The following is an 18,982-nucleotide window of genomic DNA, read 5'->3' as shown; positions in this document are numbered from 1 at the left end:
ATTCAATAGGAGAAAACGGAAGCCGGGTGTGTTTTGAAGCCCTTTTCAGAAAATCGCCTTAAAACCATTAGGCTTCCCGCTTACCATAAAAATCAAAAGCAGATGAAAAACTTAAGAATACTATTCTATTTTCTCCTGGTGCCGCTGCTGTTCAACACGGCTTGCCAGGATGATGATATGGAGTTGGGCCGAATGCTCGACAAGTCAGAGCTGAAGTACAAAGTGGTGCAGGACCGCACCATTGATCCGGGCGGAAACACCGTGATCCTGATCAATGAAACACCCGAAACCATTTCTATGTGGGACTTCGGGACAGGCAAGTCAACCCGTACGGTAGACACGGTTCGGTTTGCTTTCAAAGGCGACTACGTGATCAAGTTCTCGGCGATGACAGCCGGAGGGATAGTAGACGCAGACCCCATCACGGTGAAAGTGACCCAAGACAACTTCAGTTACGTGAACGACCCGCTGTGGACGTACCTGACGGGTGGCGTAGGCCAGGAGAAAACCTGGATCCTGGATTTCGGTAACCATGGCATGTTTGACGGACCGCTCTATTTCTATGAGCCCCTCACCAAGTGGGAAAACATGCAGGACGGAACCGCTAAATTAGGTTGGGCTCCAAGTTACAAAGACAACACTTGGATCATTCCGGCCGCCGAGATGGGCAGCACCATGACCTTCAGCCTGAAAGGCGGGCCTTTTTTCAAAAACCACAAAGTGTCTGAGGGCAAAGACGAAACCGGAACTTATTCCTTTGATGCCGCCGGTAAAACCATCAGCACCTCCGGCGGAACCATCCTGCGCTCGCCAAGCTTCATCGCCAACGCTTCCAACTGGACGAACAACCTGGTAGTATTGTCCTTAACCGAAAACGCCCTGCAGATAGGCGTGAGAAGAACCAACAGCGAAGGCGATTACCTTTACGTCTGGAACTACATCTCCAAAGAATACGCCGATAACTATGTGCCGGTAGATGCGGGTCCAAAGCCGAAAGATGAAGGGTTTGACCCAACGTTCAAGGCAGGCGAGTTGTTGAACATGCTGACTGGAGGTCCATCTTCCGGACGGGTATGGAGACTGGATGCCACCGGTAACCCGGTTGACTGGATTGGCAAAGGAAATGGCTGGACTACTGGGCATGCTTCTTCACGTGACTGGGGTTGGAACAACAGTTGGGATGCCGCTGCCACGGGCTCCTGGATCCGTTTCGACCGTTTCGGCGGACAGAACTACACTCGTAACCAAAACGGCGTGCAAACCACCGGTACCTTCACCATAGATGAAGCCACAAATGAAATCACATTAGTGGGCAACACCCTGATCCAGAACCCAGGTTCTTGGATGAACCCAACCACGAACAAACTCAAGGTAATCAAAGCCTTTCCAACCGATTTTCAGTCAAAAGGAATCTGGTTCGGAACCAGCTATGATGCCGCCAAAGATGAGTGGTTCGCGTTCCACTATGTGCTAGGAAACTAACATCTAAGAAACCGGTAGCCGCAGCAGATGTCTGCGGCTACCGGTTTTTTTATGCTGAAAGTAGATAGAACTCCTTTCATAATTTCATCAGAGGCCGCCGCTCCTGTACTTAGCTTTAAAGGAAGAGTTGACTTGTCTTAGCCTTCTTTTTAGAAAAACTGCCCGAAAACACCGGGTCTTTTCTGCGTTCTTCTTTCCAGGACAGCGACATTTTGCTTGTGGCTTTACCCATTTTATGACACGGTTTTCTGCCACTACCAGCACCTCAACCAAGGTCTGTTTTAAATGCCTTTTTAGGAAAACATGCAAAAAACGAATACTCCTTATCTCCCCATCGGCTTTTCATGGGCCGTTGCTTTCCTATTGCTTTTAAGTGCTTCTTCCTGTAAAACCTCCAACGTGGCGGTGCGGGAACGTTCCGATTTTACAAAGAACTGGTCCTTTGCCCTCGGCGAAAATGCCGGAGCCAAAGATGCCAATTTCAATGACACCCAATGGCGTAAACTAAGCCTGCCGCATGACTGGAGCATTGAAGGCAAGTTTGATAAGAAGCACCCGGCCAGCTACAACGGTGGCGCATTACCCGGCGGCACCGGCTGGTACCGCAAAGCCTTCACCCTAGACGCGAAAGACAAAGACAAGCTCTTTTACATTGACTTTGACGGCGTGTACACCAACTCTGAAGTTTGGGTAAATGGCCAGTATTTGGGCAAACGACCCAATGGCTATATCTCCTTCCGGTATGATCTAACACCTTACCTCAAGTTTGGGAAGGAGCAGAACGTAGTGGCCGTAAAAGTAGACAACTCCCAACAACCCAATTCCCGCTGGTATTCTGGGTCTGGCATTTACCGCAACGTATGGCTGGTGAAAACCAATCCGGTGCACGTAGAACAGTGGGGCACGTTTGTGACTACCCCGCAGGTGTCAGAGCAATCTGCTTCAGTGGCCATTACTACTAACATCAGAAATGCCCGGCAGCAGGGAGGGAACATCACGCTGCGTACGCTGGTGTATGATGCCCAGGGCAAAGAAGTGGCGAAGGCTTCTTCTGAGAATGTAGCTTTAAAATCCGGCCAAGCCAATGCGCTCACCGAAGTAAAGCAGAACTTAACTGTCAGCAACCCTACGGTGTGGTCAGTGGAGCAGCCGTACCTGTACCGGGTGGTGACGCTGGTAGAGCAAAAAGGAAAAGTGGTGGACAACTACGAGACGCCGCTGGGCATTAGGACCTTCAACTTTGACGTGCAGAAAGGTTTTACCCTGAACGGCAAATCCATGAAAATTAATGGCGTGTGCAACCACCATGACCTGGGTGCGCTGGGTGCCGCCGTGAACGTGCGGGCCTTGGAGCGCCAATTGGAAATCCTGAAGGCCATGGGCGTAAACGGCATCCGGACCTCGCACAACCCGCCCACGCCTGAGCTGCTGGACCTATGCGACAAAATGGGCTTCATTGTCATGGACGAGTCTTTTGACATGTGGAAGAAAGAGAAAACCAAGTTTGACTATAGCCATGACTGGGACGAGTGGCACAAACGCGACCTAAAAGATTTCATCAAGCGCGACCGCAACCACCCCAGCGTCTTTATCTGGAGCGTCGGGAACGAGATACCGGAGCAGTGGGCACCGGAAGGAACAACTATTGCGAAGGAGTTGGTAGACATTGTGAAGAGCCTGGATACTACCCGCCCTGTTACGGTGGGCATAAATGAGCCAACCCCTAACAACACCATCTACAAATCAGGCGCGCTGGATCTGTTTGGCTTCAACTACCACCACCAGGACTTTGAGAAGTTTCCGCAGACCTTCCCGGGTCAGAAATTCATCGCTACCGAAACTGTCTCTGCGTTGATGACCCGCGGGCATTATGACATGCCGGCAGACAGCATCCGTCGGTGGCCCAAACGCTGGGACATTCCTTTCCACGACGGAAACAAAGACCTCACCGTCTCGGCGTATGACAACGTGAGCACCCCTTGGGGTTCTACCCACGAGGAGACCTGGAAAGTAATCAAAAAGCACGCTTACTTATCGGGGCAGTACATCTGGACCGGTTTTGATTACCTGGGCGAACCTACCCCATACGTTTGGCCAGCCCGCAGCTCGTACTTCGGGATTGTAGATTTGGCCGGCTTCCCGAAAGACGTGTACTACATGTACCAAAGCGAATGGACAAACAAACCCGTGTTGCACGTGTTCCCGCACTGGAACTGGCTACCTGGCAAAACCGTGGATGTTAAGGCTTATTACAACAACGCCGATGAGGTGGAGCTTTTCCTGAACGGCAAGTCACAGGGCATCAAGAAAAAGCAAGGCGATGACCTGCATGTGCTCTGGCGAGTGCCGTTTCAGCCGGGTACCCTAAGAGCCGTGTCCCGCGCAAACGGCAAAGAAGTACTCACCAAGGAAGTCAAAACTGCCGGTGATCCCGCCAAAATTGTGTTGGAAGCCGACCGTACCCAACTCTCTGCCGATGGCAAAGACCTGTCTTTCGTGACGGTGAAGATCCTAGACAAAGACGGCAACCTGGTACCCACCGCCAATAACTTGGTCAATTTCACCCTTGACGGCAAAGCGACCATCGCGGGTGTGGACAACGGCTTGCAGACCAGCTTGGAGTCTTTTAAAGCCAGCCATCGCAAAGCGTTCAATGGCTTGGCGCTGGCCATTCTGCAGGCCCAGGAAGAAGCCGGCACGGTGAAACTGACCGCCACATCTGAAGGTCTGGCTCCGGCCACCGTGACCATTCAACTGAAAAAGTAAAGAAAAGGTATCTCTCAGTTTTAAGCCTGATTTAGAAGAATTAGCCTTAAAATAGAGAGAAAATTTAACCACTTAGTTAATCCACCTCTTCATGAAAAAGCATTTCTCTCTCCTCTATCTGTTGGTATTGCTGGTTTGTTTTGGAGCCTCGGCGCAGAACAAAATAAAAGTAGCCTGCGTGGGCAACAGTATCACCGAAGGAGCCGGTCTCAAGCAAACCTATCCCGCAGTTCTACAGCAACTATTGGGCGGTGCCTACGAGGTGCGCAACTTCGGAGTGAGTGGCCGTACGCTCCTGAAAAAAGGAAATCAGCCGTTCTGGAACGAAACCAAATACCAGGACGCCCTGGCCTGGAACCCCGACATCGTCATCATCAAACTGGGCACCAACGATTCCAAGCCCATGAACTGGAAATTCAAAGATGAGTTCGTGCCTGATTACATTCAGTTTGTGGCCTCTTTCAAGAAACTAGCCTCTAAACCCAAGGTGTACGTTTGCACCCCGGTGCCGGTGTTCGAAGAAAAATTCAGTATCAGCAAACCGGTGGTGAACACTGAGATTGTACCGGCAGTGAAGAAAGTCGCCAAGAAAACGAAATCGAAGACCATTGACCTGTACACACCTTTTCTGGGAAAGCCCGAATTGACGTATGACGGCATTCACCCCAATGATGCCGGTGCGGCCCTGCTGGCAAATGAAGTCTACAAATCTTTGAAGGTGAAATCAGCCCAAACAGCTCGCAAGTAGAATCCTTTTATCTCCTGTTTTCTGAAAACAAGGCATATACAACATTCAGAGGGAAAGCTCTTCTGCCCCCCCAGAAGGGTTTTCTCTTTACCAGATCCTTTAACACAAACCCATGCTGCATCGCTACCCTCCATTTTTGCTGCTGTTTTTACTTTTGACAGGAAGCCAGTTCACGGTCTTGGGCCAGGCAGATCTTTTTACCCAGCCTAAGAAAGGTTTCGCCAGTTGGCAACCGGCGCCCAATTGGGAACACGCGCTGCTGAGTGGCAACGGTGCCATGGGGGCTATGGTGATGGGCAATCCGCATGATGAGACCATTATCCTGAATCAGGCTCAACTGTATCTTCCGGCCACTGAGCCCAAGCCCCCCATTGACCAAGCCAGCCGATTGGATGAAATCCGCGCACATATTTTGCAGGGAAAAGGGGAGGAGGCGGCCAAGATTCCGGTGGAGCAGAGCATGAAAGAAGGCTACGGCGGACACCTGTGGTCTAACCCGTACGTGCCCGCGTTTGACGTACGCCTGCAGATGGAGCCGTCCAACGTGCAGAAGTACGTGCGCACCGTAGACTTTGAAACCGGAGAGGCCAAAGTCACCTGGACCGATGCCAACGGAACCTACCAGCGCACCCTGTTTGTATCCCGCCCTGATAGTGCGGTGGTCATCTCTATCAAAGGAACTGGTAAAATTAACGGACGCCTTTCCTTCGCCCGCAGACCAGTGGAATGGACCCAGTGGAACCAGATTAATAGCACCGTGGAAAGCGTGAACATTGGCGCAGCCGATAACAAATGGCTCACCTACCGCAGCGCGTACAAAAAGCGTTGGCCGGGCAGTCTGCAGGGCTACGAAGGCGTGGGCCGGGTAGAAGTGAAGGGCGGCAGTTCCCGCACTGAGGGCAACGAGTTCATCGTCCAAAACGCTGATGAAGTGTTGGTCTTCATCAAGATTAACGCGAATTATAACTACGCCCAATCACAGGTTGACCAGATTAAGAAGCATCTTACTTCCTTGACATCAGATTGCCAGGCCTTGGTGACGCGCCATAAAAATGTACATGGTGAGTTGTTTAACAGAGTAAAACTAGATTTAGGCGGCGGGGCCGAAGCCAACCTGTATACCGAGACGCTGAACCTGAAAACCAAAAGCGGCAAAGTGGCCCCTGCCATTATTGAAAAGCAGTTTGATGCCGCACGTTACAACATCATCTCGGCCACCGGTATCAATCCTCCTAACTTGCAGGGCATTTGGGGCGGTACTTGGTCACCGGCTTGGTCCTCAGATTTTACCCATGACGGCAACGTGGAGGTCGCCATATCGGCGCTGCTCACCAGCCGCGTTCCGGAGCTCATGCACGCCTACTTTGATTACCACGATAAGCGCCTACAGTTTTACCGGGACAATGCCAGAAAGATGTTCGGGACGCGCGGTATTCACGTGCCCTCGCACACCAGCAGCCACGGCTGGGACAACCACTTTGACCCCATCTGGTGCCTCAGCCTCTGGACCGGAGGTGCCGGTTGGACCGCAAGTTTCTACAACGACTATTGGCTGCACACCGGCGACCGTACCTTCCTGAAGGAGCGGGCGTACCCGTTCATGAAAGAATCAGCGCTGTTTTATGAGGATTTTCTGAAAACAGGCGAAGACGGGAAATACGTGTTCAATCCATCGTACTCGCCCGAGAACAATCCCGCTAACCATAAATCGCAGGCCAGCATTAACGCCACCATGGATGTCATGATTGCGAAACAACTGCTCAGAAACTGCATTGCGGCAGCGCAGGAGTTGAAAACAGATAAGGCTCAGGTTAAGAAATGGCAGGAAATGTTGACCAAAATGCCCGCCTACGAGGTAGACGAAGCCGGTTCCCTAAAAGAATGGCTCTGGACCGGCCTGCAGAACAATCATCAGCACCGCCACATCTCGCATCTGTACAGCCTCTATGACCAGGTAGACCCGGATTTCAAGAACAATCCCAAACTGATGGAGGGCGCGCGCAAAGTAGTGGAGGAAAAAATGAAGTTCCGCTACAAAGAAAACGGAGGTGAAATGGTATTCGGACTGGCGCAGATGGCCTTTGTGACCGCCAACTTGGAAGACGCGCCCACGACCGCTCAGTTGATTGACTGGATTGCCCGCTACTACTGGACCAACGGTTTGGGCACCTATCACAATCCGGGCTCGCTGTTCAACATGGACCTGAGCGGCGGTTACCCCTCAGTGATCATGCGCGCCATGGTGTATTCAGAGCCAGGTTTGGTGAAACTGCTGCCCGCTTTGCCAGAGGCCTGGGAAACCGGATCTATCTCAGGCTTGCTTTTGAGAGGCGGGGTAGAGGTGGAGAAACTTTCCTGGAGCAAACAGGAAGTAACTGCCGTGCTCAAAGCACCAAGAAAACAGGAAATCACAGTGCAGGCACCCAAAAATATGCAGATAGTTTCCGGAGGAAAATCTACCAGCGCAGGAAAGAACATGCAGGTAAATCTTCCTGCCGGGAAGTCGGTGCAGTTGGTTTTTCGGGCAAATCCATAAAAAACAGCCTCAAAACGATCTTTCTTAATTTAATAGCAAGATGTGGATGTCAACGAGAGGGAAGCAGGTTCTTGTTTAGGACCTGTTTTCAGAAAACAACCTTGAAAAGGTTGGGCAGTACGGATGCGCACAAACCAGAATTACTTCACCCCTACAAAGGAATTATGAGCAAACGCTTTACTCAAAATGGATTGAAGTTTCTCCTTCAAAGAGGGATTGGCCGCCGGAGAAATGTGGTGGGTGGGCTGTTGCTGCTTTTGGTGTGTCTAAGTGTTTCGCCGGTTCAGGCTCAGAAGGCAGAGGCGTACCAGTGGAAGAGCGTGCAGATCAACGGCGGCGGTTTTGTCACGGGGCTGGTGTATCACCCCACTGAAAGAAACCTGCTCTACGCCCGTACCGATGTGGGTGGCGCGTTCCGGTGGGATGCCACCAACAAGGTTTGGATTCCGCTGCAGGACCACCTCACCCGCACCGATGAAAATCAAATGGGCGTGCTGAGTGTGGCGGTGGATCCGTCTAACCCAGACAAAGTGTACCTGGCCACCGGCCTCTATTCTCAATCCTGGGCAGGCACCGGGGCCATCATGGCTTCCTCTGACCGCAGCGCCACCTGGATTAGAACCAATCTTTCCATCAAACTGGGCGGAAACGAAGACGGCCGCTCCACGGGCGAGCGGTTGCAGGTAGATCCCAACCTGGGCAGCACTTTGTACTTAGGCACCAGCACCGATGGCCTTTGGCGCAGCACCAACTCCGGCAGTACCTGGAGCAAAGTGAGTAGCTTTCCGGTAAGCCAAACCAACCCCGGCAGCGGAGGCATCGGGTTTGTGTTGTTCGATAAACGCAATGGAACGGCGGGCACGGCTACCCAAAACCTCTACGTGGGTGTGCTCCGAATGGGGAGCACCAACCTGTACCGCAGCACCGACGGCGGTACCACCTGGGAAGCTGTGCCCGGGCAGAGCACGACGTATATGCCGCACCACGCCGAGATGGCCCCAGACGGAACCTTGTACGTGACCTACGCGAACAGTCCCGGCCCCAATGGCGCCACCGCCGGAGCCGTGCGCAAGTTCAACCCCACTACCAATGTCTGGATGGATTTGACCTTGCCCTCTGGCCAAGGAGGTTTTGCAGGCCTCAGCCTGGATGCGCAGAACCCCAACACGGTCCTAGTCTCTACCCTTAACCGCTGGTGGCCCAACGACGAAATCTACCTCAGCACCGACGGAGGCGCCACTTGGAAAGCGGTGTTAGGAGGCGCTACCCGAGACCATACCTCGGCGCCGTATGCCGCAGCCTCCAGTCCGCACTGGTTGGGAGACATAGAAATTGACCCGTTTGACGCCAACACTGCTTGGTTTGTGACCGGCTACGGCGTCTACCAAACCACTAACCTCCGGGAAACTGATCAAAGCCGAATCTCATGGTTTTTCCAGAACAAAGGCTTGGAGGAAACAGTACCGCTCAAACTAATTAGTCCGCTCACCGGAGCACCACTGGTGAGTGCCATTGGCGACATTGACGGTTTCCGGCACGACAATCTGGATGTTTCCCCCACAGCCGGAAGACTGAACCCACGGTACGGTACCAACACCTGGATTGACTATGCCGCGAACCAGTCCTCTTTCATGGTGCGCACCCACAACAATGCCGACGGGAAATATGGCGCATATTCTACCGACGGAGGTACTTCCTGGACGGCTTTCCCTTCGGCTCCAGCTGGAGTAAATGGGGGTGGAACCATCGCGGTTTCAGCGGATGGAGCTACGTTGGTGTGGGCTCCTGGCGGTGTAAACTCAGTCTATTATTCTACCAACCGCGGCACCAGTTGGACGGCTGCCTCAGGCATCATCAAAGGTGGTTTGAAGCCCATGGCAGATCGGGTGAATGCCCGCAAATTTTACGTGTATGATGCCGAAGCGGGCCGGGTACTAGTGAGCACCAACGGCGGAACTTCTTTTACTGCAGGTGCCACTGGGTTGCCGGTTGTGGCAAGTTGGCAACTGTGGGCCTCTACCGTGTACCCAACCTACGGAGTGGAAGGCGATGTGTGGCTTACCAATCCTGCCAGCGGCCTGTACCGCTCCATCAATTCAGGAAGTTCTTTCACCAGTGTTGCCAACGTGCAGGAAGCGACCAAAGTGGGTTTCGGGAAAGCCCGAGAAGGAGCTACGTATCCGGCAGTCTTCATAGTTGGCAAGGTGAATAACCAAATGGGCTTCTTTCGGTCAGATGATGCCGGTGCCACCTGGGTCAGAGTCACCGATGACCAGCACCAGTTTGGCGGCATCAATGACATCACCGGTGACCCGCGGGTGTACGGCCGGGTGTACGTGGCCACTGCCGGGCGGGGCATTGTGTACGGAAACGCTCCGGGTGTGATCAGCGGCATTTCCCATGACCAAAAACTGGAATTAGCCTATGGCCCCAATCCTTTTCCGCAAGGTCTGAAGATGAAAGCCCCGCATAAATTTACCTATGAAATCAGGACCTTGACCGGGGCATTGGTGGAGAAAGGAAGCAGCTCCGGGCAATCTTTCGTGGGGCAAACGCTGGCTCGGGGACTATATGTACTCACGGCCAGGTATCAGGACCGCGTGCAAACCATCAAAATCATCAAACAATAGCGCGCCTTTCAGGGCTTTTTTTCTCAAAACATTACAAAACAGTTTATTTACCCATTAATACCTATGACTTACCGATTCCCTGGCTCTAAAATGCTTTGCAGTTTGGCGCTGGTAGCCTTTACCGTTGCTTGTTCCACCTCAGAAAAGGCTGGGCAAAACATGAACACCACAGGTGGTTCCCCCGCCGATTTAGAGGGCAATGGCATTAACATGTTACACGAAGCCCAGATTAATGACTTGATTTCCAAAATGACCCTGGAAGAGAAAGTGAACATGATTCACGGCGTCTCTTCCTTTTCCTCGGGCGGAGTGGCCCGCTTAGGCATTCCCGAGATGGTCATGTCCGATGGTCCGCACGGGGTACGGCCGGAACACGGGCGCGATTGGTCGCTAGACAATGCCGGAACAGACTCCTCCACCTATTTACCAACCGGCGTGGGCCTGGCCGCCACTTGGAACCCTGAGTTAGGCTATGCCTTCGGCGAAGTGCTGGGCAGCGAGGCGAAGGCGCGGGGCAAAGACATCATCCTGGGGCCGGGCGTGAACATCATGCGCACGCCTTTGAACGGCCGTAACTTTGAATACCTGAGCGAAGATCCGTACCTGTCGGCCCGCATGGCGGTAGGCTATATTAAAGGAGTGCAGGACCAGGGCATTGCTGCCTGCGTGAAGCATTATGCCGCCAACAACCAGGAAGTGAACCGCGCCAAAGTAGACGTGAAAATGAGTGAGCGGGCCCTACGCGAGTTGTATTTGCCAGCCTTCAAAGCTGCCATCACCGAGGGTGGGGCCCTCACCATCATGGGTGCATACAACAAATTCAGGGGCCAGTACGCCACCCATAACCAATACCTTATCAACGACATCCTAAAAGGGGAGTGGGGTTTCAAAGGTTTGGTGGTGAGTGACTGGGGCGCCGTCCTGAATACCATGCAAGCCATTAACAACGGCACTGATATTGAAATGGGGACTGATCTGTTGCAGATGCCCAACATCAATTATAACAAATTCCTGATGGGCGATACGGTCATCACCTTGGTGAAAAGTGGCCAGGTGAAAGAGGCCTTGATTGACGAGAAAGTGCGCCGGATCTTGCGTGTGATGTACCACACCAACATGATCGGGGCGAAACGCACGCCGGGTGCCCTGAGCACTAAAGCCCACCAGGAAACCGCCCGCAAAGTAGCCGAGGAATCCATCGTGCTGCTGAAAAACGACGGAAATATGCTGCCTTTGCAGAAAACAGGCGTAAAATCCATTGCCGTGATAGGCGCCAATGCCACCCGCAAACAAGCCATGGGCGGAGGTTCCTCGCAGGTGCGTCCCCCGTACGAAGTGACGCCACTGCAGGGCATCCGGAAAATGGTAGGCTCAGGCGTGAAAGTGACGTTTGCTCCCGGCTTTGAAGTGACCCGTGCCCAAAAGGCAAACCAGAAGCTGATCGACGAAGCCGTGCAGGCCGCCAAAAGTGCTTAGCGCGTGATCTTCGTGGGCGGCTGGACGCACGGCTTTACCGATGATTGGAACGGCGGGGCCTTTGACTCAGAAGGTGCTGACAAACCGAACCTCACCATGCCTTTTGCCCAGGACCAACTGCTCACCGCCGTGCTGAAAGCCAACCCCAACACCGTGGTGGTGCTCATCGGTGGTGGCCCGATTGACATGACCCAGTGGGTAAACCAAACCAAATCCATCGTGCAGGCTTGGTATCCGGGTATGGAAGGCGGCACCGCCATTGCCAAAGTGCTCTTCGGGGAGACCAACCCCTCTGGCAAGCTGCCGGTTTCTTTCCCTAAAAAGCTGCAGGATTCACCCGCCCATGCGTTGGGCCAATACCCCGGTGACCGAGACACCCTGAACGTGGAATACAAAGAAGACATCTTTGTGGGTTACCGATACTTTGACACCTATAACGTGGAGCCGCTCTTCCACTTCGGGCATGGTCTGTCTTACACCACCTTCGGCTACAATGATCTGAAAGTAAACCGCCAGGGCGATGCTGTTCAGGTAACTCTTCAAGTGAAAAACACCGGCTCAGTAGCGGGTGGTGAAGTGGTGCAGCTGTACGTGAAAGACGAGCAAGCCTCGGTGAAGCGCCCGGAGAAAGAACTGAAAGCCTTCCAGAAAGTATTCCTGAGACCCGGCGAAAGCAAAACCGTGACGCTTACCTTAAAGAAAGATGCGTTCCAGTTCTATGATGAAGGCAAAAAGCAATGGGTCTTAGAGCCCGGTAAATTCCAGATCCTGGCCGGTTCCTCTTCCAAAGACATCCGGGCCAGGGGAGAAGTGACGTTGTAATTTGAATTAGCTTAACACCTACATGAGCCACAGTCTTCTGGACTGCGGCTCTTTCGTTTTAGGGCTTTTTTTCAGAAAAAAGCCTCGAAAGGAAGTTTAAGTTAGAATGAGGATTCTCAAGTGAGAGTAGGGCCAAACAAAATCCTAATACCTTAACTTTCTCTCTAGCGGTAGACTGTTCCATGTGCAGCCTTCTTTTATCTCCATCACTTTTGTCATCCTGAAAGGATCTTGTGAACAGAACATTAATGGTGCTTACTAAAAGCTTTTCTAATACGCCCATAAAGTCTTTTCAGGATGACAAAGTAGATGAGAAGTTCTAATTTTGAAGTGATTAGCGGTTATACTCCAAAGGAGGTTAGAGATTTTAACTGAAATCATAAAAAACAGTTTTTAAGCCTGTTTTTACAAAAACACATCTAAAACAAAGAGGAATGTAGGGCATTGCAGCGCTTTACTTCAAAAGCTCCTGGTACCGGCGCAAGGCTTCTATATAATAGTAGTCACCATAAGTGAGAGGCGTATCCACTTCTGTACCTGCCGGATGGTGCCCAACCCCGTGTTTCAGGAGAAAGCCACCATTGGTGCCGGGTGCCGCTCGGTAGGTGTCGGTGGAAAGGGTTGTCAGGATAGTTTCGGCGGCATTGAAGTACTTTTTGGCGGCATCGGCAGGAGCGTAGCGGCAAAGTTCCAGCAGGGCTGCCGCATTGATGGCCCCTGCAGAGGCGTCCCGAAGCGCGTTAGGGATGTTAGGCGCGTTGAAGTCCCAGTAAGGGATCTTGTCTTTCGGAAGATTTGGGTGGTTCAGCATGAAGTCTGCCATGCGAGTAGCCTGGGTCAGGTATTTTTGATCTTTGGTCTCCCGGTACATGACGGTGTAGCCATAAAGCCCCCATGCCTGACCCCGCGCCCAAGCTGATTCATCGGCGTAGCCTTGCGCAGTTTTTTTCTCTTTTACTTCTCCCGTGGCAGGATCATAGTTCAACACATGGTACGTGCTGTAATCTGGCCGGAAGTGGTGCTGGAGCGTGGTGTTTGCATGAGTAACGGCGGTCTTGTAAAAGGATGAGTCGCCAGTGGTGCGGGTAGCCCAGAACAAGATTTCCAGGTTCATCATGTTGTCAATAATCACCAGGAAATCCTTCGGGTCAGAATCCCAGGATTTAATGGCACCTACCTTCGGGTTGAAGCGGGTGGAAAGGGATTTGGCACTGTTCACCAGAATGTCTTTGTACTCTGGCCTCGGCTTGATCTGGTTTGCGTTCCCGAAGCTGCAATACATCATAAAGCCCAGGTCATGGGTAGAGGTATTGTACTGCTCTTTTTTCAAATCTTCCATGATGCGGGAAGCTTCTGCATACAATTGCTGGTCGCCAGTTGTTTGGTAGAGGTACAGCAAGGTTCCCGGGTAAAAGCCACTACACCACCAGTCAGATCCGCTGGTTTCTAGTTTGTCTACTTTGGCATAATAGGTCTTCGGGAATTGTCCTTGTGGCAACTTGGAGGCCAGTGCTTTGTATTGTGCAGCGGCTTCTTGGTAAACTCTGGAGATTGCTTCAGGAGAAATAGTGGTAACCTCAGGAGCAAACTGACCCAACTGTTTGCCTGAGCGGCAGCCAAACTGGATCAATCCAAAAAACAACAGGGTAATCTTCAGATGAAGGGAAAATGTTCGCATAGTTTTATCAGGAGGGAAGGGGCTTTACAATTTGAAAGAACAAAGGGTTTTGCAGAAAGAAGACTAAATGTATATGTGTTAAGTAGATTCTTCTATGAGTTTTGTTTCAGGCCACTTTAAGCTTCTTAAATCTTTTAAGCTTGGTTCTAAAATGTAAGCTAATATTCAATTAGTTATAAAGGAAGAACTTCACTGCATAAATGCTCCAAAGGTATTCGGTAAAACAATTTAAGATATACTCAGAAATACCATGAGTTGCCTGGCTTTCTCAACTGAACCTGGTAGTGCTCGGTCACTACTATAAACATCGACATAGGTTTTTCATAAAGAGGAAATCTTAATTTACTCACCTGTATTTCAATTTCTCTTGGTTCTTAGCTTCTCTAATAAGAAAGAAGTGCTCGGAGCACATACCCTTTTGCCAGGTTTGAAATTTCTCACTGACGAGTGATTTTTAGAATTTTTTTTGCAAAAACATCAACCTACGCCCTGTTTTTTGAAGGTTTTAACATTTTGTGTCTAGGTCTGAAACATTAGCAGGTGCTAGAATCTGAAAATATTATCTACTTTTAGGGTGTGGATTAAAGAACATGCTGATGAAATTGCTTGCCTTGTTGGATCCTAGTTTTAAATATGAGGTTCCAGAACGCCTTCAGGCATGTGAAAGAGACCTTTTATAAATAATGCAAAATATATTAAGTATTCCATTATCTTTTTAAATTTTATAAAGAAAGGGTTGCGCTAGTTGGGGGAATGGGAAGGGAGTAAAAAGTAATATTCCTTGGAGTTGATTAATTAGAAACGAATGTTCCACGTTAGGTAAGACTACAAAGGCAACTAATATAGCGAAGCAAAAAAAAATATTCTTGTATCAGCCAAGGTACTCTGCAAGAAATTTACTCTTTTAAATCTTACTACTTAATGAGTTTCAACTGTAAGTCTAACAGTAAATCATTACATTACTGGTAAGTAAAAGAGCTTAAAAAAAAACCTTCCATCTCTCTGATAAGTGTTTAAAATACATTTCTTACAAGAGGCTTGTTAAAATAGGATTACTTGCTTTGAACTTAATCTTAGTATTTATTCTTTGAAATAGTATACGAATGCGGATAAGTAATCTTTCATCAATCGAGTATGATGCTTTGGATTGTTTCTGTCTGATTGAGTATATCTAAATTATCGGGTACTGTATTGAAAATTCATCAAAAGTGAATATCTTAGAAGTAGGTAAGCTTTAATTTTGATAAACAGCTATTTTTTTTTAATCTTTATGCCATCGTTGGCATTTAAGACGAGACTTAAAGTACACATTCAAACAAAGATTTGATAAAAAAGTATTATACAGCTGCTTAAAATATTCTTAGTTTTGTAAAGCCGCTAAAAGACGTTTGGAGGAACCTTGAAGAAAAAAGGAGGAGAAGGTTGATCATATGGTTGCTTAAGGATACGAGGGTTTGAAATCAAACTACAAATCCTTGAAAGACATAAAAACCTCCTCTTGAAAGTTCTGCTAGTTTCAGTATCACCAGCCAATCCCCCCCCAAGGCTTAGATTTTTCAGAAGTGCATTATTGTTGTAAATTTTACTACCTAATTCAAATTACCTTATGATTAAAAACTTGTACTCAGACAAAGATTACCCCAAAAGTAACTATGTCTTAAGGTCTAAAACGGTATGGATGGCGTTTGCTATCCTTTTATCCGTTTTTATCCAGGCGTATGATGGTCTGGCACAGGGTGCCAGAAGAACTGTTACTGGTAGAGTGGTTTCCGCCACTGATAATTCGGGGATGCCGGGCGTTAGCGTTGTGGTAAAAGGTACAACCAATGGAGCTTCTACAGATGCCAACGGTAACTTCTCCTTAGAAGCTGGCAACACAGATGTGCTAGTGGTTACATTTATTGGGTATGTCGCCCAGGAAGTAACAGTAGGAGACAGGTCTACTATCAATGTTAGCCTGAGAGAAGATGCTCAGACCCTGAACGAAGTAGTTGTTACTGGTTATGGGGAACTAAGAGCCAGTGATGTGCCTTCGGCTCAGACTACTATTGGTGCAAAAGCCATAGAAAGAACCGTTAATACAACGGTAGAACAAGCTATTCAGGGACGTGCTCCGGGTGTATACGTAACCCAAAATACAGGTGCTCCGGGTGGTGGTATTTCAGTAAACATCAGAGGTATCAACTCTATCAACGGTTCTAATGAGCCTTTATATGTGATAGATGGTGTGCAGGTGCAGGGTTCCACTTCTACTTCGGGTGTTAACCCGTTAGCTTCCCTTAACCCAACTGACATAGAAAGCATGGATATCTTGCAAGGTCCTTCTGCTACTGCTATTTACGGTTCCCGTGGTACTAATGGTGTGGTTCTAATCACCACAAAAAGAGGTAAAGCTGGCGATGTAAGAGTGAATTACTCTTATTTAACCAGTGTGCAAACCCCACCAAAAGAACTGGAGGTAATGAATCTGCGCGAATACGCCCAAATGTTTAATGAATATAAGGCCCTTGCAGGTGGAGCTATTCGCGAAGATTTCCTGGATCCTTCTCTTTTAGGAGAAGGAACAAATTGGCAGCGTGAGTTATTTAATAACGCTCCTATGAACAAGCACCAGTTGAACCTGAGCGGTGGTAGTGAAAGTACCCGCTTTTATTTGTCAGGTGAGTACCTGGATCAGCAGGGTGTAGCAGTAGGTTCAGGATTTGACCGTGCCTCCGTAAGGTTGAACTTGGATAGTAAAGCCCGTAAATGGCTTACTTTAGGTGCGAACTTAAACTTTGCTCAAACAAACGAACAAATCTCAACCACTCAGTTTGATATCATCAACAATGCCATTCAATTGTCACCAGCCATTCCTGTAAGAAATTTAGATGGAACCTTTGGTGGTGGTGAGCGCAGACTCAACCCAGATGGTAGCCCTGATGATGCTGAACAGTTTACGCCGGCCAACCCAATTGGCTTAGCTAATATCATCACCAATGATATGGTGAGACGGCGAATTCTAGGTGGCTTAAATGCAACTGTTAACCTAGCCGAAGGATTAGAATTCCGCACTTCATTCAATGCTGATTATGGAACCGGAGCAGGAACAAACTTTCAGCCAACCTATACTTTTGGTTTCCAGCGGAATATCATTGCCCGGTTAGACATCAGGAACGAAACTAATACCTATTGGAACTGGAACCAAATGTTACAATATGCTAAACAGTTTGGAAAGCATAGTTTAACTGTAATGGCCACGCACGAATCACAGGAGTCTACCTGGCAAAATACTACCCTTGGCAGACGTGGGTTTAATACGAACGAGGTTATAGATATCAATGCGGGTGAACAAAATGCAAGCCAGACTACCGGTGGTGGACAAGGCGATTGGGCAATGGAGTCTTACCTGGGCAGGATCAACTATAACTTTGGAGATCGTTACATTATTCAAGGTGCATTCCGTGCTGATGGCTCAGCAAACTTTGGACCTGAAAACAGATGGGGGTATTTCCCTTCCATCTCTGCGGCTTGGCGTGTATCAGAAGAACCATTTTTTGCGGTTCCGGTAGTTAGCGATTTAAGGTTGCGTTTTGAAACTGGTTTAACTGGTAATCAAGGTGCTGGTGGTAACATTTATGCAAGACTCAACCCATATCCAACACCATGGGGATCTGGTTTCTTAGCTGCCAACTATCCTAACCCAAATTTCAAGTGGGAAGAAACATTAACGAATAATTTTGGTATCAACCTAGGTTTATTTGAAAACCGTGTTCAATTAGAAGCTGACTACTATATCAAAAAGACAGATAATGTTATTGTGAGAAGCTCTTTACCTTGGTATATGGGATCTACTGGTAATGGTTCTGTTCAGGCTCCTCTTGTAAACTTTGGTGCACTTCAAAACAAAGGCTGGAGTGCATCTCTTAACACCATTAACATGGACAAGGGTGATTTTAAATGGGAATCAAATTTAAATATTTCCCACTTTAAAGCTGAGGTTACTCAACTTTATACAGAATCCAGTATAGTTGCTCGCAATGCTCCAGATTGGTATATCCAACCGCTTTGGTCACAAAGAACAGTAGTAGGTGAATCTCCTTGGTTCTTTTACGGTTTCATTGAGGAAGGTATTTTCCAAACTGTGGAAGAAGTTCAAGCTAGTGCACGCCCTGCTGATAGCCAGGGAAAACCTTTCCCGGTTGGACAAAATAGTGTTTGGGTAGGGGATGTAAAATTCCGTGACCTGAATGGTGATGGCATCATCAATGAGTTGGACATGACTAAAATCGGTAGCCCATGGCCTAAATACTTTGGTGGTTTCACAAACGACTTCTCTTATAAAGGCTTCAATTTAAGCGTCTTATTAACCGGAACATTTGGGAACGATGTGTACAACTATGTACGTTTCCGTAATTCAAACCCTAACAACATTAACGTGGGGCAGAATATGTTCAGAGAAGCCAGAGATTATGCCAGAGTGAATACTGAAGGTGTGTTGGAAAATCCGGGAACAAATGTTCCTCGTCTTTCTGGTGGTGATGTTAACAAGAACTTTGCCCGTCACACTTCTAAATATGTAGAAGATGGTTCTTTTGTTAGAATCAAGAACATTTCTTTGAACTATAACGTGCCTACTACACTTCTTGCTAAAACAAGATTTGTGAAGGGAGCCAGAGTGGGAGTTAGCGCTCAGAACTTGTACACGTTCACTAAATACACCGGCTACGACCCTGAGGTAGGTTCTTATGTTGGTCCAAATATTGGGAATGATAATGCTCCTATTGGGGTTGATACTGGTCGCTATCCAATTACTCCTATCTACTCTTTCAACTTTGGAATTGATTTCTAATTTATTTTAACTG

At 49.0% G+C, this 18,982-nt stretch carries 9 protein-coding genes and 1 pseudogene; 8 read left to right on the top strand and 2 right to left on the bottom strand.

Going from position 1 to position 18,982, the window contains the following annotated elements; translation table 11 throughout:
- Positions 1 to 102: 102 nt before the first annotated feature.
- The 7 genes and pseudogenes from DC20_RS03625 (at position 103) to DC20_RS23335 (ending at position 12,460) form a co-directional block, all read left to right on the top strand.
- Entirely contained in the window at positions 103 to 1,482 is a 1,380-nt protein-coding gene (locus tag DC20_RS03625) for a hypothetical protein (RefSeq protein WP_062545773.1), read from the top strand.
- A 303-nt stretch (positions 1,483 to 1,785) separates the two neighbouring features.
- Entirely contained in the window at positions 1,786 to 4,248 is a 2,463-nt protein-coding gene (gene galB, locus DC20_RS03620; RefSeq protein ID WP_062542588.1) for a beta-galactosidase GalB, read from the top strand.
- 91 nt (positions 4,249 to 4,339) lie between these two features.
- On the top strand, positions 4,340 to 4,996 hold the full coding sequence (locus tag DC20_RS03615; protein WP_062542587.1) for a GDSL-type esterase/lipase family protein: 657 nt from the start codon (positions 4,340 to 4,342) through the stop codon (positions 4,994 to 4,996).
- A 112-nt stretch (positions 4,997 to 5,108) separates the two neighbouring features.
- A complete protein-coding gene (locus DC20_RS03610; protein WP_062542586.1) occupies positions 5,109 to 7,532 on the top strand; it encodes a glycosyl hydrolase family 95 catalytic domain-containing protein in 2,424 nt (807 codons plus the stop codon).
- Between the two features lie 164 nt (positions 7,533 to 7,696).
- On the top strand, positions 7,697 to 10,162 hold the full coding sequence (locus DC20_RS03605) for a carbohydrate-binding protein (RefSeq protein ID WP_157593038.1): 2,466 nt from the start codon (positions 7,697 to 7,699) through the stop codon (positions 10,160 to 10,162).
- Between the two features lie 63 nt (positions 10,163 to 10,225).
- Positions 10,226 to 12,055, top strand: a pseudogene (locus tag DC20_RS23205) (glycoside hydrolase family 3 C-terminal domain-containing protein); the annotation flags it as partial.
- A complete protein-coding gene (locus DC20_RS23335) occupies positions 12,047 to 12,460 on the top strand; it encodes a fibronectin type III-like domain-contianing protein (protein ID WP_245652346.1) in 414 nt (137 codons plus the stop codon). The pseudogene DC20_RS23205 and the gene DC20_RS23335, both read left to right, overlap by 9 nt.
- Positions 12,461 to 12,518: 58 nt before the next feature.
- On the opposite strand, the gene DC20_RS23045 is transcribed toward DC20_RS23335, so the two are convergent.
- Both DC20_RS23045 and DC20_RS03590 read right to left on the bottom strand, forming a co-directional pair.
- Positions 12,519 to 12,743 carry a hypothetical protein gene (locus DC20_RS23045; protein WP_062542584.1) on the bottom strand — a complete coding sequence of 75 codons (225 nt, stop codon included), beginning with the start codon at positions 12,741 to 12,743 and terminating at the stop codon, positions 12,519 to 12,521.
- Positions 12,744 to 12,914: 171 nt separating this feature from the next.
- Positions 12,915 to 14,138, bottom strand: a complete 1,224-nt coding sequence (locus tag DC20_RS03590; RefSeq protein ID WP_062542583.1) for a glycoside hydrolase family 88 protein — start codon at positions 14,136 to 14,138, stop codon at positions 12,915 to 12,917.
- A 1,762-nt stretch (positions 14,139 to 15,900) separates the two neighbouring features.
- Here DC20_RS03590 and DC20_RS03585 point away from each other — a divergent pair.
- Complete coding sequence (locus DC20_RS03585) at positions 15,901 to 18,969, top strand: SusC/RagA family TonB-linked outer membrane protein (protein WP_245652293.1); 3,069 nt, start codon at positions 15,901 to 15,903, stop codon at positions 18,967 to 18,969.
- Positions 18,970 to 18,982 lie beyond the last annotated feature (13 nt).

The sequence above is a fragment of the Rufibacter tibetensis genome (assembly GCF_001310085.1).
GTDB lineage: Bacteria > Bacteroidota > Bacteroidia > Cytophagales > Hymenobacteraceae > Nibribacter > Nibribacter tibetensis.
This window is presented reverse-complemented; position numbering and strand designations above follow the sequence as displayed.

Coding starts and splice junctions, on each gene's coding strand:
- DC20_RS03625 (WP_062545773.1), top strand. CDS start 103: ATGAAAAACTTAAGAATACTATTCTATTTTCTCCTGGTGCCGCTGCTG.
- galB (WP_062542588.1), top strand. CDS start 1,786: ATGCAAAAAACGAATACTCCTTATCTCCCCATCGGCTTTTCATGGGCC.
- DC20_RS03615 (WP_062542587.1), top strand. CDS start 4,340: ATGAAAAAGCATTTCTCTCTCCTCTATCTGTTGGTATTGCTGGTTTGT.
- DC20_RS03610 (WP_062542586.1), top strand. CDS start 5,109: ATGCTGCATCGCTACCCTCCATTTTTGCTGCTGTTTTTACTTTTGACA.
- DC20_RS03605 (WP_157593038.1), top strand. CDS start 7,697: ATGAGCAAACGCTTTACTCAAAATGGATTGAAGTTTCTCCTTCAAAGA.
- DC20_RS23045 (WP_062542584.1), bottom strand. CDS start 12,743: ATGGGCGTATTAGAAAAGCTTTTAGTAAGCACCATTAATGTTCTGTTC.
- DC20_RS03590 (WP_062542583.1), bottom strand. CDS start 14,138: ATGCGAACATTTTCCCTTCATCTGAAGATTACCCTGTTGTTTTTTGGA.